Origin of the sequence: Nonomuraea sp. CA-141351 (assembly GCF_050944675.1) — a bacterium.
Lineage (GTDB): Bacteria > Actinomycetota > Actinomycetes > Streptosporangiales > Streptosporangiaceae > Nonomuraea.
Window position 1 is genome coordinate 5,220,862 of record NZ_CP191982.1, and the last position, 20,673, is coordinate 5,241,534.

The following is a 20,673-nucleotide window of genomic DNA, read 5'->3' on the forward strand; positions in this document are numbered from 1 at the left end:
TGCGGCACCTGCCGGCCCGCACCACCCACACCGATCCGCTGAGCAGGCTGAGTCCGCGCGAAGGCGAGCCGCCGTGTCCTGGCGATCCTCCGCTACCTGGACACCTGACCGGCCGCGCGGTGCGGCATCCTCACTCGCGCCGGGAGAACGGCGAGTCGATGGTGCCCTCGGCGATCAGCCTGTCCATCGTCTGCCGCATCGCCTTCGCGTCGTTCAGGTGCGGGAACGGCTCCCCTGCCGGGACGTCCACACCCAGGAACCGGCAGAGCGGCTCCCACCCTTCACGCACGTCGAAGACCAGCAGCCGCTCCGCGGGCAGGCTCTCCTTGACCGTGGCCACGTGCCGCTCGAACGCCGCCAGCGCCACGTCCTCGTCGGGCAGCCCCTCCCTGAGGCTTCCCCTGCCGTCGAACACGGACCGGGAGATCAGCTCCAGCACCGGGCCGAGCCGCGCCATCCCGGCGAACACGGCCGCCGCCGCCTCGGGCACGTCCTGTGGGAGCTGCCGCCCCGGGCCGTTGGCGGCGAGCGTCTGCATGCTCCTGTACCAGTCGTGCGGGTCGCGTACGGTCAGGACGACCTTCGCCTCCGGGTACGCCTCCGCCTGCTCCCGCCAGAAGAAGGACGCCGGCCAGTCCTGCGTGGAGCGGAAGCCGTCGAAGACGTGCTCCCAGTCCACCCGCTCGCCGGCGGCCAGGGGCAGCCACCTCTCGACGCGGTCGGGGTTGGTGAGGATGTCGAACATGTGGTGGCACGGCCCGAACCCGAGTCGTTCCAGTGCCGCCTTCATCGAACTGGTGCCGGTACGCGGGAATCCCGCGCCGATCACTCTCAACACTGTTGCCTCCATGGGGTGTTGGCTGGCTCCTCCGATGCTGAACGGAGGAGGTGGTTCCGGCAAATCACCGGTCCCCTAGTTATGAGGCGCGTCGCGGCCGAAAGGTGACAAAGCGCGGCACCGGGGGAGGATCACATCCATGACCATCACGCTTAGCGACGGACGGAAGATGCCGCGGCTCGGCCTGGGCACCTGGCCCATGGACGACGAGCAGGCCCGCCAGGCGGTGACGCAAGCCATCCCGCTGGGCTACCGGCTCATCGACACCGCCGCCAGCTACGGCAACGAGGCCGGCGTGGGCGCCGCGGTCGCCGACGCGGACGTGGCCCGCGAGGAGCTGTTCGTCACCACCAAGCTGCGCGGCTCCCAGCACGGATACGACGCGGCCCTGCGCGGGTTCGAGGAGAGCAGGGCCCGGCTCGGGCTCGACTACGTGGACCTCTACCTCATCCACTGGCCGCTGCCGGGCCGCGGGCTCTACGCCGACACCTGGCGCGCCTTCGTCCACCTGCAGGAGCAGGGCCTGGCCCGCTCCATCGGCGTCTCCAACTTCACGCCGGAGCAGATCGAGCGCCTGGTGGAGGAGACCGGCGTCTGGCCGGCCGTCAACCAGGTCGAGCTGCACCCCGGCTTCGCCCAGCGCGAGCTGCTGGCCTGGCATGCCGAGCACGGCATCGTGACCGAGTCGTGGACCCCGCTCGGCCGCGGCCCCAAGCTGTTCGACGAGCCCGCGGTGGCCGAGACCGCCGCCGCGCACGGCCGTACCCCCGCCCAGGTGGTGCTCCGCTGGCACCTGCAGCTCGGCGCCGTGCCTATCCCCAAGTCGGCCGACCCCGAGCGCATGCGGCAGAACCTCGAGGTGTTCGACTTCAGCCTGACGGACGACGAGATGGCCAGGATCAGCTCGCTCGGCGGCGGCCGCCAGGGCGGCGATCCCGAGACGTACGTCGAACTCTGAGGCTTCTGTCGAATCGGGCCGGTCGCCGTTCGTCTTGCTCATAAAGACCGAAGGAGATGGGCGACGTGAAGTACGTGCTGATGTTCGTGGACACCGAGGAGTACGAGAAAGAGCTGGCCGCCATGACCGGCGACGAGCGGGCGGAGGCCGTACGGCAGGTGGAGAAGTGGTTCGCCGACCACGCGGGCAAGGCGCGGATGGGCGGCAAGCTGCAGCCCGCCCACACCGCCACCACGGTACGGCTCCCGCGCGGCGGGGGCGAGCCGATGATCACCGACGGGCCGTTCGTCGAGGGCAAGGAAGTGGTCAGTGGATTCTGCGAGATCGACGTCGAGGACCTGGACGAGGCACTGCGCATGGTGCGCAGCTGGCCGGCCTGCCCGACGGTCGAGATCCGCCCCGTGGAGACCATGCCCGCCGGGAGATGACCGACGCGTGCCGGTCCGCCGGCGCTCAGCCTGGTCGGTTGGAACATTCGGAGTGTCTCGTTCGTCCTTCGGAATGTGACCAGCTTGCCGGAGCTTGACGAGCGGCTGCGCGACGCGGCCGCCCGAATGCATCGGGCCGACCACCTGCGGCGGCTGCGCGAGTCCACCGCCGAGCAGATCCAGCAAGCCGAGCGCACCCTGACAGACCTGGAGCTGGCGTTGTCCCTGGAGGAGAAAGACGTCACCCGCCTGGAAAGCGGGGTGTCCGCCATCCTGGCCCGCCTGCTGGGCATCCGCGAGGAGAATCTGGCTCGCGAGCGCGCCGAGGCGGCCGCCGCCAGGCAGCGGGTCGACGGCCACCGGGCCCGCCTGGCCCAGCTTGAGGCGGATGCGCGTGCGGCCGAGGCTGAGCTGGCCGGGCTCGCGACGGCCTCAAAGGAATACGCGGAGTTGCTCGCCGAGAAGGAGCGACAGCTCATCAGCAGCGGTGATGCCCGTGCCAGAGGGCTGGCCGATCTCGGCGCCGCCCTCGACCGCGTGGCCGCGGGAGAGCGTGAGCACGCGGAGGCCAACCAGGCCGGGAAGGCGGCACATGACGCGCTCGGTGAGGTGCTGCGCCATCTGAACTCGGCCAGGCGCGCCTCCACCTGGGACCTTTTCGGCGGCGGCCTGATCGCCGACGCCATCGAGCACAACCGGCTGCTGACCGCCGACGAGGCGGCCTGGCACGCCCAGCGGGCCCTGGACGTCTTCTCCCGCGAGCTGGCCGACGTCGGCATCTCCGCACGCCCTCACATGCCCAAGGTGGACACGCGGTGGTTCGTCGACACCTTCTTCGACAACGTCATCACCGACGTGATCAAGCATCAGCGGATCGAGAAAACCCGCGCCGAGGTCGCGAAGACGGCCCAATGGGTCCGGGACATGAACGCGCGCGTGCAGGCCCGCCACGCCCAGCTGTCCGCTGAGCGTGCGCGGCTGCTGGCCAGGCGAGAGAAGCTGCTGCGCGGTTGAGGCCGCACAGGGGCCGCCGGGGGAGCCACCAGGAGATCACGGTGACTGTCACCCGGCTGTAGGCCCTCGTCGGCGGCACGTGGCTTATAAGCGCCCTCATCGGCAGTGGGTTTCCGTCGTCTGGCTGTATGCGCTCATCCGCGTGGGCGAGTGCGAGCGCCGGCGTATGAGCACCGCGGCGATCGCCAGCAGCAGCCAGGCCGACGTCAGCGCGATGAGCCAGGTCCAGCCCGCGTGCCCGTACACGATGCTGCCCACCGTGCCGCCCGCGCCGCTGCCCAGGTAGTAGCAGAGGGTGTAGACGCCGGCGGCGCGGCCCCGGACGTGCGGGGCCGCCTCGGCGGCGACCCAGGCGTTGGCGATGGCGTGCGCCGCGAAGAACCCGGCGGTCAGCACGGCGAAGCCGGCCACCACGAGCGGGAGCGACGTGGAGACGGTGAGCCCGGAGCCCGCCGCCGTCAAGAGCAGCGCCGCGACCAGCGCCTTCGAACGTCCGAGGCGGCTCGCCACGCGTCCGGCGGCGGCCGAGGAGGCCGTGCCCATGGCGTAGGCGAGGAAGACGAGGGAGGCGGCGGCGGGGGTGAGGGAGAGGGGAGGGGCGGTCAGGCGGAACCCGGCGGCGTTGTAGAGCGCGACGAACGCCCCCATGGCCAGCGCGCCCACGGCGAAGGGTGCGACCAGCCCGCCCCCCAGCCGCCTCCCTGCGTCCGCCTGCCGGGCGGGCTCGCCCAGGGGCACGCTTCGCGTGCGGCCGGCGGTGCGGCCGGTGGACTGCGGGAGCGTCCGCGCCGCGTACAGCGCGCACAGCCCGGACACCACCGCCACCGTCAGCAACGCGCCGTGCCATCCCATCGGCTCTGCGGCGAATCCGGCGCCGAGCCGCCCCAGCATCCCGCCGACCGAGTTGCCCGCGATCATCGCCCCCACCGAGCCGGTGAGCCGCGCCGTGCCGACCACGTCGGCCAGGTACGCCGCCGCGACCCCGGCGAATCCCGCGATCGCCACGCCCTGGACCGCCCGCATCACCAGCAGCACCGGAAAGGACGGCGCCAGCGGCAGCAGCAGCCCGATCACCGCGGAGAGCACCACGTACCAGAGGATCACCCGCCGCCGTCCCACCAGCCCGGCCATCCAGGCCACCGGCAGCACGGCCACGGCCAGCGACGTCGTCGCCACCCCGATGGCCAGCGAAGCGCTGCCCGGATCCAGCCTGAACGCCTCGGCCAGCTGCGGGAGCACGGGCTGCGGCGCATAGAGGAGCGCGAACGACGACACCCCGGCCGCCGCCACAGCCGCACTGACCCGCCGCGTGCCGGGAACGGGAGGAGCATCGATGACCACCACGCCAGCAACGCTAAGCAAGGCTAATAAATACGTCTAATACGGAAATAGGCGATAATCCATACTGTGATGGATGAATCCGACGAAGAGCTGGTCGCGCATTTGGCCCCCGCCCTGGCCATCCTGGCCGCCGTGGGTGAGACGGGCCACGTGACGCGCGCCGCCGAACTCCTCGGCATCCCCCAGCCCACGGCCAGCCGCCGCCTCGCCGCCCTGGCGGACCTGATCGGCGCCCCGCTCGTCGTCCCCTCCGGCCGCGGCATCCGCCTCACCAGGGCGGGCCGTACCCTGGCCGCCGCCTCCACCCACGCCCTCACCACGATGGCCACCGCCGCCCGTGAGGTCCGCGAGGAGATCGACCCGACGACCGGCCGCGTCGTCCTGGGCTTCCTCCATCTCCTGGGCCGCGAGCTCGTGCCGGCCCTCATCGTCGGCTTCCGCGAGCGCCACCCCGGCATTCGCTACAGCCTGGTCCAGGGCTCGCGCCAGGACATGCTGGGAGCGCTCCGTGAGGGCGCGATCGACCTGGTGTTCGTCGCCCCGATGCCCCTGGACGACCCCGACCTGGCCGGCACCCCGCTCGCCGACCAGGAGCTGGTGCTGTCCGTCCCGCCGTCCCACCGCTTCGCGAACCGGGCGCGGGTGCGGCCGGCCGAGCTGGCGGGGGAGGAGCTGGTGACGTTGGAGCACGGGTACGGGCTGCGCCAGATCACCGATGACCTGTGCGCGGCGGCGGGGTTCGAGCCGAGGATCGCGTTCGAGGGGCAGGAGTCGGAGACCGTACGGGGGCTGGTGGCGGCGGGGCTCGGCGTCGCGATCCTGCCCCGCTCCACCCCGGGGGCGGCCCGCTCCCAGTCCGCTTCGGGTGTGGTGGAGATCCCGCTGTCTCCGCCGGTGTTCAGGACGATCGGGGTGAGCTGGTCCAAGGGGGCGCGACTGACGCCGGCTGTGCGAGCCTTCAGAGACCACGTGTGCTCGGGAACCACCGACCTCGGCCCCGGCTTCCGCCCCGCCACCCCATGACGTGGCTCCACTTCGCGCCCCCTTGCGCCTGCTTTTGCCTTATGGCCTGCTCGCCAGCCTTCGCGTGCTTATGGTCCTCATGCCTGGAATCGTCACGTCCGCTCGGCTGTATGGTCCCGCTCGGTCAGGTGGTCGAGCAGGACCTGGCTGATGTCCGATAGTTGCCGCAGTTGTTCCGGGGTGAGCAGGTCGATCAGGTGCTCGCGGACGCTGGCCACGTGCTGCGGGGCGGCGGCGCGGAGCGCGGTGAGTCCGTCGTCGGTGAGCACCGCCAGCCAGCCACGCCGGTCGTCGGCGTAGTGCTCCCGGCGCACCCAGCCCTTCTGTTCGAGCTTGTTGACCGCGTGGGAGATGCGGCTGGGCTTGGAGTTGGTCCAGTGTGCCAGCTCGCTCATGCGCATGGTGCGCTGGGGGGCCTCCGACAGCAGGACGAGCAGCTCGTAGTAGGTGGGCGGCATGTCGGCCGCGGCCAGCAGGTCGCGTTCCAGGCGGTCGGTCAGCAGGCGGGTGGTCAGCCCGAAGGTGCGCCAGGCGTGCTGCTCGTCGTCGGTGAGCCATCGCGTCATGAAGCGATCGTACTGGAAAGTTGCGCACTGAAATAAATCTAAGTACTGTCGTGCCGAATCTTCCAGCGCTGAACTAAATGGAATGAGAGCATGACCATGTACCCGAGCGAGCTCACCGGCGCCTACACCATCGACCCCGCGCACAGCCGGTTCGGCTTCGTCGCCCGCCACGCGATGGTGACCAAGGTGCGCGGCAGCATCCCCGTCCGAGAAGCCACCGCCCACCTGGACGCCGGCAACCCCGCCGCCTCCACCGCCCACGTGGTCCTCGACGTGGCCGGCATCCAGACCGGCAACCAGCTCCGCGACGACCATCTGCGCACCGGCGACTTCCTCGACGCCGCCGCCCACCCGCACATCACCTTCGACTCCACCTCCGTCAAGCACACGGGCGGCGACAGCTTCGAGGTCACCGGCGACCTGACGATCCGCGGGGTGACCCGGCAGCTCACCGTCCCCCTCGACTTCACCGGCACGGTCATCGACGCCCAGGGCCTGACCCGGATCGGCTTCGAGGGCAGCACAGTGATCAACCGCAAGGACTTCGGCATCACCTACAACGCCGCTCTCGAGACCGGAGGAGTGATGATCTCCGACAAGATCACGCTCGAGTTCGACCTGTCCGCCGTCAAGACCGCCTGACCCATCCAAAAGCACATCATGCGTAGACTCGCCATCTCCGCCCTGACCGCCCTCGCCCTGACCCTGGCCGCCACCGCCGCGCACGCCTCCCCACGACGGCGGGCGGCGGCCTGGGGCACCGCCGCCCAGCCCGCCACCCCCAGCACTGATACGGCCCCAACTGGTCCCAGGAAGGCTTCGCCCGCCAAGGCCCCCGAAACCCTGCGCCAAATCGTCCGCCTCAGCACCGGCGCAAGCACCGTGCGCGTCAGGCTCTCCAACGCCCAACCGAGTCCCGCCAGCGCTCGGTGTGCCGGCGCGACGGTCGTCGATGGGTCGCGTGCGGTGGGCGGCGGTACGTCGCGTGCCCCGGACGGGCCAAACTGGTGGCCATGACACACGATGGCGACGCGGGTGCGCCGGGGTCGTTGGCGAAGGTGCTCGCGGACGTGGCGGCCGAGCGGGCGGCGCAGGACGCGATGTGGGGCATGCAGATCCTGCCCGACGGGACCGGCGACGACGGGACGGTGGCCGAGTCCGATCGGGCCAGGCGCGAGACGGAGGCGGCGGCCGAGGGCGGGGCGCTGACGTGGAGGCACATCCTGGCAGAGGAGGTGCTGGAGGCGTTCGCGGAGACGGACCCCGAGCGGTTGCGAGCCGAGCTGATCCAGGTGGCCGCCGTCGCGGTCAAATGGACCCAAGCCCTCGACCGCCGGCCACTCCCACGCCCGTCGCAGGCCCTCCGCCAAGCACCCGAGCCCGACGACCAACCGCAGCCGCCTGATCCGGCCCAGGCGCGCACGCCGGCCCAGGCGTCCGGCTCCCCGAGCGGCGACGGGCAGGGAAGAGCGGCGCCAGACAGCCGGATCCTCGAGAGCGACCCTGGCCACGCGACACCGCGGCGGCGTTTCCGGGCCATCGTCGACGTGCACGTGCTCCTCCTCCGCGACACCCACGTCCTGCTCGGCAGACGCAAGGGCACCGGCTACGGGGACGGCCTGTGGCACCTGCCCTCCGGTCACCTCGAGGCCGGAGAGTCGGTGACCGAGGCGGCCGTCAGGGAGGCGAGAGAGGAAGTGGGCGTGGCGATCGACCCGGACGACCTCGCGTTCGCCCACGTCATGCACCGCGCCCCGGAACGCGTCGGCCTCTTCTTCGCCACCCGTGAGTGGACCGGCGACCCGTACAACGCCGAACCGGACAAGTGCTCGGAAATCGCCTGGTGGCCCTTGGACGACCTGCCCGGCGACATGGTCGACTATGCGGCGGCCGCCATCGCGAACGTCCTGGACCAGATCCCCTTCGCCCTGCACGAATGGTCTACAAATCGTTGATGATCCGATAAGAGCGTGTATACGGTCGGGGCATGCTCGACGGACGACTGCTGGTAGACGCCCACCTGCATCCGCCCAGATTGTCCACGCTCAAGCCCGCCTGGACGCGATGGGCCGAGCGGTACGGAGCTCCCGGGTGGCGGTCGGCGTTCGATGAGGACGGGGTGGTCGTTCCGGCGGCGTTCGACGAGTTGCTGGAGGCCGAGGGCGTGGACCGGGCCATCCTGCTCTGCGAGTACAGCCCCAAGGTCACCGGGATCCAGCCGGTCGAGGACCTGCTGCCGATCGTCAAGCACAATCCGGACCGGTTCGCGTTCCTGGCCAACGTCAATCCGCACGTGCACTACCCGATCGCCGCGGAACTGCTGAGACAAGTGGAACTCGGCGCCGTCGGCCTCAAGATCCACCCGGTGCACGGCGGCTTCTCCGCGGCCGACCCCATGATGTACCCCGCGTACCAGACCTGCGCCGAACGCGGCCTGCCGGTCGTCGTGCACTGCGGCACCAGCACGTTCCCCGGCTCGGCCAACACCATGGCCGCGCCCGAGCTGCTCGACCCCGTCCTGCGCGACTTCCCCGAGCTCACGGTGGTGCTCGCGCACGGCGGGCGCGGGTGGTGGTACGACCAGGCGGCCTTCCTCGCCCTCATGCACGAGAACGTCTGGATCGAGCTGTCCGGGCTGCCACCCGCCCGGCTGCCCGACTACTACCAGCGGTTCGACCTGCGGCGGCTGGCCCGCAAGTTCGTCTTCGCCACCGACTGGCCCGGCGTGCCCGGCATAGCGCGCAACGCCCGCGCCCTGGCGGATCTCGGCCTCGACGACGACACCCTCGCCATGGCCCTCGCGGGCAACGCACTGCGCATCTACTTCAAAAGTACTACATACTCTTGACGCGACTAGCGGTCGCTGTTGAACTTGAAGGCATGACCGGACACCCAGAGGTGTCGTTCGACACCGATCCAGGCCGGTACCGCCACATTCGGCTGGAGGTGGACGGCGAGATCGCCAGGATCGTGCTCAAGGTCGATGAGAGCGGCGGCATCGTCCCCGGGTACGACCTCAAGCTCAACTCGTACGACCTCGGAGTGGACATCGAGCTCCACGACGTGGTCCAGCGCCTCCGCTTCGAGCACCCGCAGGTCCGCGCGGTCGTCATCACCGGAGGGCTGGACAAGGTGTTCTGCGCGGGCGCGAACATCCGCATGCTCGCGCAGTCGTCGCACGCCTGGAAGGTCAACTTCTGCAAGTTCACCAACGAGACCCGCAACGCCATCGAGGACGCGACCGCTCACTCCGGGCAGATGTACCTCGCCGCCATCAACGGCACCGCGGCCGGGGGCGGCTACGAGATCGCCCTCGCCTGCGATCGGATCATCCTGGTCGACGACGGCTCCACGGCCGTGTCTCTGCCCGAGGTCCCGCTGCTGGGCGTTCTGCCGGGCACGGGCGGCCTGACCCGCCTCACGGACAAGCGCGGCGTCCGCAAGGACGTTGCCGACGTGTTCGCGACCCGGAGCGAGGGGGTGCGGGGGCGGCGCGCGGTGGAGTGGAAACTCGTCGATGAGGCGGTGCCGCGCAGCAAGTTCGAGGAGACCGTACGCCGCCGCGCCGCCGAAGCCGCCGCCCGCTCCCACCGCCCGGCCCAGGCCACACCCATCCCCTTGCCTGCGCTGCGCCCCGACGGCTACGTGTATTCGACGGTCAAGGCCGAGCTGGACGATCACACGGTCGCCATCACCGTGTACGGCCCCGGGAAGGGCAACGGGGCTCAGGCCGCCGGCGGACTCAGCGGACCCGATGGTGGCGAAGCCGGCGAGGACCACTGGTTCCTGCGGATGACCAGGGAGCTCGACGACCTCATCCTGCGGCTGCGGACCAACGAGCTCGAGCGGGGCACGTGGGTGATCAGGACCGAGGGTGACATCGACGCGGTCCTGGCGTACGACATCACGAGCGACGAGTGGCCCTACGGCGAAATGAAGCACTACTTCAAGCGGACGTTGAAGCGGCTGGATGTCACAAGCCGTAGCCTGATCGCGCTCATCGAGCCGGGCAGCTGCTTCGCCGGGCCGCTACTGGAGCTGGCTCTGGCCTGCGATCGCCAGTACATGCTGGACGACCCCGGGGAACCCAACGCCATCCAGCTGACGCGCGCCAACTTCGGGGACTACCCCATGGGGAACGGCCTGTCCCGGCTCGCGTCGCGGTTCCACGCCGAGCCTGATCAGGTGGTCAAGCTGGAGCAGGAGGCGGGGCGGCGGATCGACGCGGCCGAGGCGCTGGAGCTGGGGCTGGTGACGTTCGCTCCCGACGACATCGACTGGGATGACGAGGTGCGTCTGGCACTGGAGGAACGTGCCGCGCTGAGCCCCGACGCGCTCACCGGCATGGAGGCCAACCACCGCTTCGCCGGCCCCGAGACCATGGAAACCAAGATCTTCGGCCGCCTCGCCGTCTGGCAGAACTGGATCTTCACCCGTCCCAACGCCTCGAGTCCTGAAGGCGCGCTGCGCCGTTACGGCACCGGTCAGCGGCCCGCGTACGACCGGGCGCGGGTGTGAGGCGCATCCCGGCGCGGGCTGCCGAAGTATGAGGAAGAGGGTCTGAGATGTCCATCGACTACTCCGAGCGCATACCGAACAACGTCAACCTCGCCGAGGACCGCCGCCTGCAGCGGGCACTGGAGTCGTGGCAGCCTCGCTTCCTGCAGTGGTGGGCGGACATGGGGCCGGCGCTGCCCACCCAGGACGTCTATCTCCGGACGGCCATCGCGGTCGGGCGGGAAGGATGGGCGCATTTCGACCACGTGGCGTTGCCGGAGTACAGGTGGGGCATCTTCCTCGCCGAGCGTGACACCGACCGGCGCATCGCGTTCGGCCAGAACAAGGGGCAGCCCGTCTGGCAGCAGGTCCCCGGCGAGTACCGTGCGGACCTGCAGCGGCTCATCGTCATCCAGGGCGACACCGAACCGGCCAGCGTCGAGCAGCAGCGGCGCCTCGGCCTCACCGCCCCGTCGCTCTACGACCTGCGCAACCTCTTCCAGGTGAACGTGGAAGAAGGACGGCACCTGTGGGCCATGGTCTATCTGCTGCATGCCTATTTCGGCAGGTCCGGGCGAGATGAGGCCGAGGCGCTCCTGATGCGCAACTCGGGCAGCGAGGACTCACCGCGCATCCTGGGTGCCTTCAACGAGGAGACGCCGGACTGGCTGTCGTTCTACATGTTCACGTACTTCACCGACCGGGATGGGAAGTATCAGCTCGGCACGCTCAAGGAGTCGGCGTTCGATCCGCTGAGCCGTACCTGCGAGTTCATGCTCAAGGAGGAGGCCCACCACATGTTCGTGGGGACCACGGGCGTGGATCGGGTGGTGGAGCGTACGGCGCAGCTCATGCGGGAGCACGACGGCGACGACATCTGGGAGTACGGCGGCATCCCGCTCGACGTCATCCAGAAGTACATCAACTTCCACTACAGCGTGAGCCTCGATCTCTTCGGCGGCGAAACGTCCACCAACGTGGCCAACTACTTCACCGCCGGGCTCAAAGGGCGGTGGCAGGAGGAGCGGCGCAAGGACGATCACCTGCTCACCGAGGCGGTCGCCGTCGTGCCGCAGGTCGATCAGGGACGGCTGGTCGGCGTCGAGCTCCCCGCGCTCACGGCGCTCAACGCGGACCTGCGCGGCGAGTACGTCGCCGACTGCGGCACCGGCGTCAACCGGTGGAACCGGATTCTCGCCGACTACGGTCTCGACGCGACGCTCTACTTGCCGCATGTGGGGTTCAACCGCCAGGTGGGTATGTTCGCCGGGCACCACATCTCGCCGGACGGACGCGTAGCCGAGCCCATGACCTGGGAGGCGTCCCGCGAGCGCTGGTTGCCGACGGCGCAGGACAAGGCACGTGTCCAGGCCCTGATGCGTCCCGTCTACGAACCGGGGAAGATCGCCGCCTGGGTGGCGCCGCCCCGCAACGGCATCAACGGCCGGCCGTTCGAGTACGAGTACGTCCATCTGACCTCTTAGCGGGAAGTCGCTCCCGCCGCTCGGAGGAAGGGGATGGCCGACGGTGCTGTGCCATGCGCGCGCGTCATCTCCGAGGGGACGTAACGGGTGGTTGCTCTCCCGCCGTCGGGGCTGGGCTCCTTGAGGGAGGGGAGGGGCGCGCCGACTCCGCCGCGCGCGGCCCGGGGATCACGGGGCGCGGCGTGCCCTGCGAGCGGTCGCCGTCCGTGCAGTGCCCCGTCGGAGGTCACCGTCGTCCAGCGAGCTCCGTCGGAGACTGCCGTCCGGAGCCACGGTCAGTCCGTGCAGAGCTCGGACCAGCGGGTTCGGGCGGCGGGGCGCCAGGTGTCGTGGAGGTCGTTGAAGACGTTGGCGGCGCGTACGCCGATCCAGTCCGGAGGCAGGAGCTCCAGGGGCAGCTCCGGGTCCAGCCGCGGAAAGCGCCGCCAGGCGTGCACCAGGCGGATCTGGGCCAGCAGCACGGGATCGCCCGGCTTGGGGCGCAGGCCGGCGAACTCCTGGAGGAAGCCCTGGTACTGGGCCGCCAGTTCCCCGAGATGCCACGCCTGGTCGACGAGGGTGCGCTCGGAGCCGATCCCCGCGTACGGCCCGTTGAAGGAGTACGCCGACAGCTCGAGCCCCAGCCCCTCGACCACCTGCTTGGCCTCGGCCTCGCGGGCGGCGTGCGGGCTCACCCACACCCCGGGCACGGGGCTGCCGAAGCCCGCCCAGCTCAGGCCCGCGCGGAGCTGGTGGCGCAGCTCCCTCCTGGACTCAGGCACGGTGGTGATCAGGACGACCCAGCGGCCGTCCCACGACTCGCGGCGCCGCCCGAAGGCGTAGATGCGCTCGGCCCCCTCCGCCAGGAACTCGCGCCCGCGCCGCGTCAGCGCCCACCGCACCCGCCTGCCGGAGCGCTCGGAGGAGATCCACCCGTCGGCCGCCATCCGCGACAGGGCCTGCCGGGCCGACTTCTCCTCCATGCCGAGACCGCCGAGCACGTGCAGCAGCGTCGACGTCCACGCGGGCCTGCCGTCCGGCAGGACGAACTCGCCGAACACGGTCAGGAGCAGCGCCTTGGCGCTCGCCTGACGGCCGCCGGCGCCGGAGGGCCAGGGGGTGGGCACAGGGCTCCTTTCGAGAGCACGACGTTCGGTACTTCAATGCTACAAGTCATTGACGGGCCATCAATTCCATGTAGAAGATTTGGCTACGTATATACGCCTGCGGATGGGGACGCCCATGACGTCCGAATCGTTCAACGCCAGCGTCTTTCTCGTGGACCGCCAGGTCGAAGCGGGCCGAGGGGATCACGTCGCCGTGACCGGCCCCGCGGGTACGTTGACCTACGCGCAGCTCGCCGCCCACGTCGCCGATTTCGCGGCCGGGTTACGGACGCTTGGCGTCAGGCCGGAGGAGCGGGTCCTGCTCGTCATGTCCGACCGCCCGGAGACAGTGATCACGATCCTGGCCGTCATGCGCATGGGCGCGGTCGCCGTACCGGTCTCCACCATGTACAACGCCGCCGAGCTCGCCGAGCTCATCCGCGACTCTCGGGCGAGGGTCGTCGTGGCCACTCCCGAGTTCGCGCCGGCAGTGCTGGAGGCCGTCCCGAACACCCCCGACGTGGCGGTGCTCATCCATACGGAAGCACTCACCGACGCGTCGGAAGCCGCGGCGGAGGTGCCGGTATGCCGGTGGTCCGACGTACTGGAATCGGGGAGGACGCCGAGCCACGCCTACGACAGCTGGCGCGACTCGCCCGGGCTCTGGCTCTACACCTCGGGCACCACCGGCGCTCCCAAGGCGGCCATGCACCGGCACGGCGCCATCCAGGACGTCTGCGAGGGGTACGGGCGCCAGATCCTCGGCATCCGCCCCGACGACCGGTGCTTCTCGGTCGCGCGGCTGTTCTTCGCGTACGGCATCGGGAACTCCATGTTCTTCCCCCTGGCGGCGGGCGCCACGACGATCCTCGACCCTGCGCGGCCGACCCCCGCCGGAGTGGTCGCGCGGGTGATGGAGGAGCGGCCGACGCTGTTCTTCGCGGGCCCGACGTTCTTCGCGGCGCTGCTCGCCTCCGACGCCCCCGACGACGCCTTCGAGTCGGTACGGCTGGCCGTGTCGGCAGGCGAGGCGCTGCCCGCCGAGATCCACCGCCGCTTCACCCAGCGCTTCGGGGTGGACATCATCGACGGCCTCGGATCCACGGAGGCGCTGCACATCTTCATCTCCAACCGCCCGGGCCAGGTGCGGCCGGGCAGCTCGGGAACCCTCGTACCCGGCTACGAGGCCAAGCTGCTCGACGAGTCCGGCGTCCCCGTCAAGGACGGGGAGCCCGGCCACCTGTACGTCCGCGGCGACTCGGTGGCCACCGGCTACTGGTGCCGCACGGCCACCACCCGCCAGGTGTTCCTGGGAGAGTGGCTGCGTACGGGAGACACCTACATCAGGGGCGAGGACGGCTTCTTCCAGTGCCTCGGCCGCTCCAACGACATGATCAAGGCGGGCGGCATCTGGGTGTCGCCGATGGAGGTCGAGGCCAGGCTGCTCCAGCACGAGTCGGTGGGCGAATGCGCCGTCGTGGCCTACATCGACAACGAGGGGCTGGAGAAGCCGGTGGCCTGCGTGGTGTCCGCTCCGGGCCGCACGGTGGACGCCGGCGAGCTCATCGGATTCTGCCGGGACGGTCTGGCCTCCTTCAAGCGCCCCCGCGAGGTCCTGGTCCTGGACGAGCTGCCGAAGACGGCGACCGGCAAGATCCAGCGCGTGGTGATCCGCCAGATCGCCGCCGACCTCCTCGGTAAGGCCCCCTGAACTACGCGGGGAACGCGTCGCGCAGCTCCCGCTTGAGCACCTTGCCCGAGGCGTTCTTGGGCAGGGCGTCCACGAACACCACCCGCTTGGGCGTCTTGAAGGCCGCCAGCCGCTCCCGCAGGAACGCGGTCAGCTCGGCCTCGGTCACCCCCGCCGCCTCGCGCAGGACCACCGCGGCCGTCACCGCCTCGATCCACTTCTCGTCCGGCACCCCGAACACCGCCGCCTCCGCCACCGCCGGATGCTGGTAGATGGCCTCCTCCACCTCGCGGCTCGCCACGTTCTCGCCGCCCGACTTGATCATGTCCTTCTTCCTGTCCACCACGGACAGGTAGCCGTCGGCGTCCATGACGCCGAGGTCGCCGCTGTGGAACCAGCCGCCCCTGAACGCCTCCGCGGTCTTGGCGGGGTCGTTCCAGTAGCCGAGCATGGCGTGCGGGCTGCGGTGGACGATCTCGCCGACCGCGCCGGCCGGCACGGGCCGGTCCTGGTCGTCGACGATCCTGGTCTCGACGTTGAGGGCGGCCCTGCCGGCCGAGCCGAGCCGGGTGAGCTGCTCCTCCGGGCCGAGGATCGTGGCGACCGGGGCCATCTCGGTCTGGCCGTAGAAGTTGAACAGGCGGACGTCCGGCAGGCGGGTGGCGATCTCCTTCAGCACCTCCACGGGCATGATCGAGGCGCCGTAGTAGCCCTTGCGCAGGGACGACAGGTCGCGGCGGCCGAAGTCGGGGTGGCGCAGCAGGCTGATCCAGACGGTGGGCGGGCAGAAGAGCTTGGTGGCCCGCTCGCCCTCGATCGTGGCCAGGATCGCCGCGGGGCTCGGGCCGGGCAGCACGATGTTGGTGGCGCCGAGGTAGATGCCGGGCGTCAGGAAGCAGTGGAGCTGGGCGCAGTGGTAGAGGGGCAGGGCGTGCACCTCGACGTCGTGGTGGCTCATCTCGCCGTCCACCACGCACGTGACGTACTGGGCGATCAGGCTGCGGCTCGACAGCGTGGCGCCCTTGGGGCGGGACTCGGTGCCGCTGGTGTACATGAGCTGGATCGGGTCGTCGTCGGCGATCTCCACCTGCGGCTCCGACGCGTCGCCGAAGGCCGCCCACTCCGCGAACGGCTCCCAGCCGTCCGCCGACCCGATCACGCCGCGCACCCTGACCTGGGCCCCGACGGCCGCCTCGGCGACCGGGAGGAGCGCCTCCTCCACGAGCATCCCGCTCGCTCCCGAATGCTCCAGGATGTACGCGACCTCGGCCGATCCGAGCATGAAGTTGATCGGCACGGAGATCGCGCCCAGCCGCGCCAGCGCGAAGTACGTCACCACGAACGCGTGGTTGTTGTGGCTGAAGACGGCGAACCGGTCGCCCTTGCCGACGCCGCGCGCGGCCAGGGCGTTGGCCGTGCGGTTCACCGCGAGGTCGAGGTCGGCGTAGCTCTGCCGCAGGCCGCCGTAGACGATGGCGGTCTTGCCTGGGTAGCGGGCGGCGGAACGACGGAGAAGATCACCGATGGCGTGCCGGCGAGTCGTCATGCGGGGTTTTCCTTTGATCGCAGAACGATTTCGGCGATCGTACCCCGCAAACGGCTCAATCCAGAGGATCTCCGGCAATGCGGTCATAGTGGTCGTGCAGCCGGCTCATCAGCGTGTCGTCCTGGGGCAGCGGCACGTCGTCCACCCGGCCGACCGGCCACACGCCCCAGGAGTTGCAGAGGAAGACCTGGTCGAATCCCGGCAGGTCGGCGACCTTGACCGGCCGCCGCTCCTGCGGGACGTCCATCCGCTCCAGCAGTCGCATCGTGATGCCGTGCAGCATCGGCGCGTCCGGCCAGATCAGCCGGCCGCCGGCGAACGCGCCCAGGTTGGTGATCGAGCCCTCGCTGATCAGGCCGTCCTCGGTGGTGAGCAGCGCCTCGTCGAAGCCCGCACGCCCGACCAGCCGCCCGACGTGGGCTTGCAGCATGCCCGACGCCTGCTTGATGTGCGGCAGATAGCGCTGGTAGGGGACCGGCTGCACGCTCTGCGGGCCGCTGGGCGCCTCGTGGGGCGGGGCGGCGGTCGCGATCACGTGCGGCCGGTCGGTCTCGACGACGTACACCCGCACGCTCGCGTCCCGTACGTCGTCGCCGAGCACGGCCCTGATGGAGCCGAGCACCTCGGCCCGGTCGAGCGGCAGGCCGAACAGCTCGGCGTTGGCCGCCTCCAGCCGCTCGAAGTGCAGGTCGAGCCCGCGCACCCGGCGATCCCTGACCTGCATGGCGGTGAAGTGGCCGTAGCGCGCGTGGAGCATGAAGCGCGCGTCGGCGTCCACCAGCCTGCCCTCGATGGCAGCGCGTTCCGTCACGCGATCTACTTTACGTAAACCCCCACCGACCAGCGAACCGGGCGATTGGTGGACTCGCCCCAGACGCCCGTCCGCCCCTTGATCGTCACCCGCTTGCCCTTGGGCACCTGGAACTCGGCCATGGCCATGGGGAACGGGCCTGTCTTCCAGACGGCACAAGTCGTGGTGGTGGTGGACCCCTGGACATCCATCGTGTACGTGAACCACGCCCGCATGGCCAGGTCACCCGCACAGAGCTGCTCGATGGCGATCTTCCCGCTCTCGCTCTTGACCACCAGCGAGAACGACTGATCCCTGTCCGACACACCCGTCGCGGAGCGGGCCAGCTTCCAGCCTTCCAGCCGGGCGGGGAGAACCTCGCCCCGCTCGGGCTGGACCCGGCGGCCGGGCGGCGTCCATTCGTAGACGGCAAGCCTCCAGCTGGTCCCCTGCGGCACGACGGGCCCGCAGCGCCCGCCCTTCTCCTGATCGCAGCCCGGCGAGCCGTAGACGGTCGTGTCGAACGTGACCGTGGCCCCCGTGGCGCCGGGCTGGATCCTGGTCAGGGGGAGCAGACTCATCCCCTTCTCGCATGGTGTGAAGCTGGATTGGGGGTCGTCGCGGCCGTCCACGGAGACATTCGGCGCCGGGCTGCCCTCATCGCCATCGCACGCCGCGGCCACCTCCAGCGGCTTGCCGGAGACGGGGACCTTGACCGACGTCTTCGCCTCGCCGTCCTTGAGCATGGCGGTGGCCAGACGGCGGTACGCGGTGCCGTCAGCCGAGGTGAACGACTCCGGCAGCCCGGCGGGCTGGGCCGCCGTCGTGGCCGTCGCGGTCGTGTCGCGGTCCGGCGCGGTGGCCGTACCGGGGAGGAGGTAGATGCCGGCCGCGATGACCGCCACCGCCCCTGCGCCCGCCGTCACGCGCCTGCGCAGGCTGGTCCTGCGGATGCGGGAGCGGACCTCGTCGTGCCGGTACGGGTTCGCCGGCGACGGGGACTCGGCTCGCTCCCGCAGGACGTCACGCAGGTCTTGCACGGTCATCGGTGCAGCTCCTTCACGATCGACTCGTCCACTCGCAGCTTGGCCAGCGCCTTCGCGGTCTGGCTCTTGACCGTGCCCTCCTGGCAGCCCAGCAGCCTGGCCACCTCCGCCACAGGCAGGTCCTCGTAGAAACGCAGCACGATCACCGCGCGCTGCTTGGCGGGCAGCCGGCCGACCGCCTCCCACAGCTCCTCGCGCCGGCCCGCGTCGTCGCGCGCGGGCTCGTCCGGCAGGTCGCCGCTGGGCAGCTCCGTGCGCCACCTGCGGCGCCACCAGGACGTGTACGTGGTCACCAGGACCCTGCGCACGTACGCCTCGGGCTCGTCGATGCCCGGCCAGGCGAACCACGCCTTGGCCAGCGACTCCTGCAGCAGGTCCTCCGCCGTCGCCCAGTCGTGGGTCAGCAGGTACGCGGTGCGTAACAGCCGGTCCGACCGGGCCACCACAAAGTCCTGAAATATCGCCCTATCCGCCAACTTGATCCGCCTTCTGATCGGAGCCTACCGACGGTAGTGACGCATCGAGCGCGACACGAGGTTGCCCGCGGCCCGACGAACCTCAGGGTCAGACCGAGCCGGCGCGGGTCACCGTGAAGGGGGCCAGCTCGCCCAGCCCGCGCACCGACAGCCGGTTGACCTCCCGTAGCTGGAACGCCCGGTCACCTTCCAGTTCCTCCGCGAACTGGGGATCCGCCAGGATCGTCCCCGGCAGCGACAGGGCCGTGAGCCTGCTGGCCAGATTCACCGTGGTGCCGAACACGTCCCCCATGCGCCAGATCACCGGGCCGGACGCCAGCCCCACCCGCAGCTCGGGCATGTCCTTGATCCGCGCGTGCGTCTCCACCAGGCGCAGCGCGATCTCCGCCGCCACGTGCGCCTGGTCGGCCACGAACAGCACGGAGTCGCCCAGCGTCTTGACCACCCGCCCGCCGGTCGAGGTCACGATGTCGGCCGAGCGCCCCTCGAACCTGTCGATCAGCCTGGACAGCTCGCTCCCAGTGATCTGCCTGCTCAGCCGGGTGAACGCGACCAGATCGGCGAAGCCGACGGCCAGGCGTACCGCGCTCATGTCCTGCTCGGCGATGCGCCCCGCCGCGGCGGCGAGCTGGCGCTGCCAGGCGTAGACGAGCAGCCGCGCGAGCTCGGGCACCACGATCTCGGCCCGGCGCCGCCAGGCCCGTGGGCGCTCCGCCAGCGGGACGCCCGCCTGGTCGAGGGTCTCGACGCCCAGCTCGGCCTGCGACTCGGCCAGCCTGGTGGTCGCGCTGCCGAGCGAGCGGGCCACCAGCAGCATGTGCTCCTCGCTGTAGACGCCCGAACCGACCAGGTCGAGCATGATCCGCAGCGCCTCCACGTCGGAATCGGTGAACTCGACCGCGTCGTCGGCCACGTTGGCGAAGCCCAGGGCACGCCAGTACCGCCGCGCGCGGTAGACCGGCACCCCCGCCATGTAGGCGACCTGGTGGCTGGTGTAGCGGCGCGGCTCGCGCAGAAAGGCCTCTATCAGCTCATCCCCATCCACGCCCGCCACGCACGCAACATAACACCCGCTACCTTCGCCGACCTGGGCGGTCCCACGCCCACGCGACACGCGGAAGGCATCAGTCCAGCAGGGCCCGGAGGGAGGAGCGCTCGCCGGCCGGGACGTAGCCCGCGTAGTAGTCGTACATCGCCTTCCTGGACAGCCGGGCGGCCAGCGGGCCGTCGCCCGCCCGCATGGCGTCCAGCACCTCCTCGTGGTGCTGGATGCTCTGCCGCATCAGCGCCTCCCGGTCGTCAGCGTGGGCGATCTTCTCCGAGACCAGCTTGAGCACGATCGAGCGGACCACGTCCGTGCAGATCTGGATGAGCTTGTTGCCGCTCGCCCGCGCCACCGCGTCGTGGAAGGCCACGTCGGCCTCGCCGAACGCGTCCCGGCCCGCCTCCACGGCCTCCCGCATGGACGAGACGGCCGAGGCCATCTCGGCGAGCTCCGCGTCGGTGCGCAGCCGCGCGGCCAGCAGGATGGCCGAGGAGTCGAGCACCATCCTGAACTGCACCAGCTCGGCCAGCGACAGCTCCTCCACCCTGGCCAGGGTCGTCATCGACTTGTGCAGCGCGGCGGGCGAGAACGGCAGCACCTCCGCCCCGTTCGGGTCCCCGGGCCGTGACCGCACCAGGCCGCGTGCCTGGAGCACCCGCAGCGCCTCGCGCACGGTGGACCGGCTGACCGAGAACTGCACCATGAGCTCCCGCTCACTCGGCAGCCTCTCGCCCGGTGAGAGCGAGCCGCTCTCGATGGCCTCCTCGACCTGCTCCACCACCCGTTCGTAGGCCCGTACGGTACGCACCGGCTCGAAACGTGGACCACCCATGTAAGCCCCCTTGA

The 20,673-nt window shown here is 70.5% G+C and carries 20 protein-coding genes; 10 read left to right on the plus strand and 10 right to left on the minus strand.

What is annotated here, in order from left to right; genetic code table 11:
- Nucleotides 1–130: 130 nt before the first annotated feature.
- Nucleotides 131–838 carry a sulfotransferase family protein gene (locus ACQPWU_RS24655; RefSeq protein ID WP_433443999.1) on the minus strand — a complete coding sequence of 236 codons (708 nt, stop codon included), beginning with the start codon at nt 836–838 and terminating at the stop codon, nt 131–133.
- Between the two features lie 139 nt (nt 839–977).
- Here ACQPWU_RS24655 and ACQPWU_RS24660 point away from each other — a divergent pair, with 139 nt between their 5' ends.
- From ACQPWU_RS24660 to ACQPWU_RS24670, 3 genes are all read left to right on the plus strand, one after another.
- Nucleotides 978–1,796 (plus strand): aldo/keto reductase, encoded by an 819-nt coding sequence (locus tag ACQPWU_RS24660; protein ID WP_433444001.1) that lies wholly within the window; start codon nt 978–980, stop codon nt 1,794–1,796.
- Between the two features lie 65 nt (nt 1,797–1,861).
- The gene (locus ACQPWU_RS24665) at nt 1,862–2,224 is read left to right on the plus strand and encodes a YciI family protein (RefSeq protein ID WP_433444003.1); all 363 of its coding nucleotides are present in this window, start codon (nt 1,862–1,864) and stop codon (nt 2,222–2,224) included.
- An 84-nt stretch (nt 2,225–2,308) separates the two neighbouring features.
- Complete coding sequence (locus ACQPWU_RS24670) at nt 2,309–3,238, plus strand: hypothetical protein (protein ID WP_433444005.1); 930 nt, start codon at nt 2,309–2,311, stop codon at nt 3,236–3,238.
- 96 nt (nt 3,239–3,334) lie between these two features.
- Here the strand turns inward: ACQPWU_RS24670 and ACQPWU_RS24675 are convergent, their stop codons facing one another.
- Nucleotides 3,335–4,582 (minus strand): MFS transporter, encoded by a 1,248-nt coding sequence (locus ACQPWU_RS24675; protein WP_433444007.1) that lies wholly within the window; start codon nt 4,580–4,582, stop codon nt 3,335–3,337.
- A 66-nt stretch (nt 4,583–4,648) separates the two neighbouring features.
- Between ACQPWU_RS24675 and ACQPWU_RS24680 the strand changes: the two genes are divergently transcribed.
- Nucleotides 4,649–5,602: a LysR family transcriptional regulator gene (locus ACQPWU_RS24680; protein WP_433445283.1), complete on the plus strand. Its 954-nt coding sequence runs from the start codon at nt 4,649–4,651 to the stop codon at nt 5,600–5,602.
- A 92-nt stretch (nt 5,603–5,694) separates the two neighbouring features.
- Here ACQPWU_RS24680 and ACQPWU_RS24685 read toward each other — a convergent pair whose 3' ends face one another.
- A complete protein-coding gene (locus ACQPWU_RS24685) occupies nt 5,695–6,168 on the minus strand; it encodes a MarR family winged helix-turn-helix transcriptional regulator (protein WP_433444009.1) in 474 nt (157 codons plus the stop codon).
- Nucleotides 6,169–6,258: 90 nt separating this feature from the next.
- Here ACQPWU_RS24685 and ACQPWU_RS24690 point away from each other — a divergent pair, with 90 nt between their 5' ends.
- The 5 genes from ACQPWU_RS24690 to boxB all read left to right on the plus strand — a co-directional run bounded on the left by ACQPWU_RS24690 (nt 6,259) and on the right by boxB (nt 12,149).
- Nucleotides 6,259–6,810 carry a YceI family protein gene (locus ACQPWU_RS24690; protein WP_433444011.1) on the plus strand — a complete coding sequence of 184 codons (552 nt, stop codon included), beginning with the start codon at nt 6,259–6,261 and terminating at the stop codon, nt 6,808–6,810.
- A gap of 371 nt (nt 6,811–7,181) precedes the next feature.
- Complete coding sequence (locus tag ACQPWU_RS24695; protein ID WP_433444013.1) at nt 7,182–8,123, plus strand: NUDIX hydrolase; 942 nt, start codon at nt 7,182–7,184, stop codon at nt 8,121–8,123.
- A 32-nt stretch (nt 8,124–8,155) separates the two neighbouring features.
- Complete coding sequence (locus ACQPWU_RS24700; protein WP_433444015.1) at nt 8,156–9,016, plus strand: amidohydrolase family protein; 861 nt, start codon at nt 8,156–8,158, stop codon at nt 9,014–9,016.
- Nucleotides 9,017–9,048: 32 nt separating this feature from the next.
- Nucleotides 9,049–10,686 carry a 2,3-epoxybenzoyl-CoA dihydrolase gene (boxC, locus tag ACQPWU_RS24705; RefSeq protein ID WP_433444017.1) on the plus strand — a complete coding sequence of 546 codons (1,638 nt, stop codon included), beginning with the start codon at nt 9,049–9,051 and terminating at the stop codon, nt 10,684–10,686.
- A 47-nt stretch (nt 10,687–10,733) separates the two neighbouring features.
- Complete coding sequence (gene boxB, locus ACQPWU_RS24710; RefSeq protein WP_433444019.1) at nt 10,734–12,149, plus strand: benzoyl-CoA 2,3-epoxidase subunit BoxB; 1,416 nt, start codon at nt 10,734–10,736, stop codon at nt 12,147–12,149.
- Between the two features lie 275 nt (nt 12,150–12,424).
- Here boxB and ACQPWU_RS24715 read toward each other — a convergent pair whose 3' ends face one another.
- Nucleotides 12,425–13,255 (minus strand): PaaX family transcriptional regulator, encoded by an 831-nt coding sequence (locus tag ACQPWU_RS24715; protein WP_433444021.1) that lies wholly within the window; start codon nt 13,253–13,255, stop codon nt 12,425–12,427.
- A 115-nt stretch (nt 13,256–13,370) separates the two neighbouring features.
- Between ACQPWU_RS24715 and ACQPWU_RS24720 the strand changes: the two genes are divergently transcribed.
- Nucleotides 13,371–14,945 (plus strand): benzoate-CoA ligase family protein, encoded by a 1,575-nt coding sequence (locus ACQPWU_RS24720; RefSeq protein WP_433444023.1) that lies wholly within the window; start codon nt 13,371–13,373, stop codon nt 14,943–14,945.
- A 1-nt stretch (nt 14,946) separates the two neighbouring features.
- Here ACQPWU_RS24720 and ACQPWU_RS24725 read toward each other — a convergent pair whose 3' ends face one another.
- The 6 genes from ACQPWU_RS24725 to ACQPWU_RS24750 all read right to left on the minus strand — a co-directional run bounded on the left by ACQPWU_RS24725 (nt 14,947) and on the right by ACQPWU_RS24750 (nt 20,659).
- Complete coding sequence (locus tag ACQPWU_RS24725) at nt 14,947–16,470, minus strand: acyl-CoA synthetase (protein ID WP_433444025.1); 1,524 nt, start codon at nt 16,468–16,470, stop codon at nt 14,947–14,949.
- A 55-nt stretch (nt 16,471–16,525) separates the two neighbouring features.
- Nucleotides 16,526–17,281 carry an aminotransferase class IV gene (locus tag ACQPWU_RS24730; RefSeq protein ID WP_433444027.1) on the minus strand — a complete coding sequence of 252 codons (756 nt, stop codon included), beginning with the start codon at nt 17,279–17,281 and terminating at the stop codon, nt 16,526–16,528.
- Between the two features lie 5 nt (nt 17,282–17,286).
- Nucleotides 17,287–18,306 (minus strand): hypothetical protein, encoded by a 1,020-nt coding sequence (locus ACQPWU_RS24735; protein WP_433444029.1) that lies wholly within the window; start codon nt 18,304–18,306, stop codon nt 17,287–17,289.
- Nucleotides 18,303–18,782, minus strand: a complete 480-nt coding sequence (locus tag ACQPWU_RS24740) for a SigE family RNA polymerase sigma factor (RefSeq protein ID WP_433444031.1) — start codon at nt 18,780–18,782, stop codon at nt 18,303–18,305. Before ACQPWU_RS24740 ends, ACQPWU_RS24735 begins: the two co-directional genes overlap by 4 nt.
- Before the next feature lie 88 nt (nt 18,783–18,870).
- Complete coding sequence (locus tag ACQPWU_RS24745) at nt 18,871–19,836, minus strand: adenylate/guanylate cyclase domain-containing protein (RefSeq protein ID WP_433444033.1); 966 nt, start codon at nt 19,834–19,836, stop codon at nt 18,871–18,873.
- A 70-nt stretch (nt 19,837–19,906) separates the two neighbouring features.
- Nucleotides 19,907–20,659, minus strand: coding sequence for a FadR/GntR family transcriptional regulator (locus ACQPWU_RS24750; protein ID WP_433444035.1), 753 nt, complete (start codon nt 20,657–20,659; stop codon nt 19,907–19,909).
- Nucleotides 20,660–20,673 lie beyond the last annotated feature (14 nt).

Coding starts and splice junctions, on each gene's coding strand:
- ACQPWU_RS24660 (WP_433444001.1), top strand. CDS start 978: ATGACCATCACGCTTAGCGACGGACGGAAGATGCCGCGGCTCGGCCTG.
- ACQPWU_RS24680 (WP_433445283.1), top strand. CDS start 4,649: ATGGATGAATCCGACGAAGAGCTGGTCGCGCATTTGGCCCCCGCCCTG.
- ACQPWU_RS24685 (WP_433444009.1), bottom strand. CDS start 6,168: ATGACGCGATGGCTCACCGACGACGAGCAGCACGCCTGGCGCACCTTC.
- ACQPWU_RS24690 (WP_433444011.1), top strand. CDS start 6,259: ATGACCATGTACCCGAGCGAGCTCACCGGCGCCTACACCATCGACCCC.
- ACQPWU_RS24695 (WP_433444013.1), top strand. CDS start 7,182: ATGACACACGATGGCGACGCGGGTGCGCCGGGGTCGTTGGCGAAGGTG.
- ACQPWU_RS24700 (WP_433444015.1), top strand. CDS start 8,156: ATGCTCGACGGACGACTGCTGGTAGACGCCCACCTGCATCCGCCCAGA.
- boxC (WP_433444017.1), top strand. CDS start 9,049: ATGACCGGACACCCAGAGGTGTCGTTCGACACCGATCCAGGCCGGTAC.
- boxB (WP_433444019.1), top strand. CDS start 10,734: ATGTCCATCGACTACTCCGAGCGCATACCGAACAACGTCAACCTCGCC.
- ACQPWU_RS24720 (WP_433444023.1), top strand. CDS start 13,371: ATGACGTCCGAATCGTTCAACGCCAGCGTCTTTCTCGTGGACCGCCAG.
- ACQPWU_RS24725 (WP_433444025.1), bottom strand. CDS start 16,470: ATGACGACTCGCCGGCACGCCATCGGTGATCTTCTCCGTCGTTCCGCC.
- ACQPWU_RS24735 (WP_433444029.1), bottom strand. CDS start 18,306: ATGACCGTGCAAGACCTGCGTGACGTCCTGCGGGAGCGAGCCGAGTCC.
- ACQPWU_RS24750 (WP_433444035.1), bottom strand. CDS start 20,659: ATGGGTGGTCCACGTTTCGAGCCGGTGCGTACCGTACGGGCCTACGAA.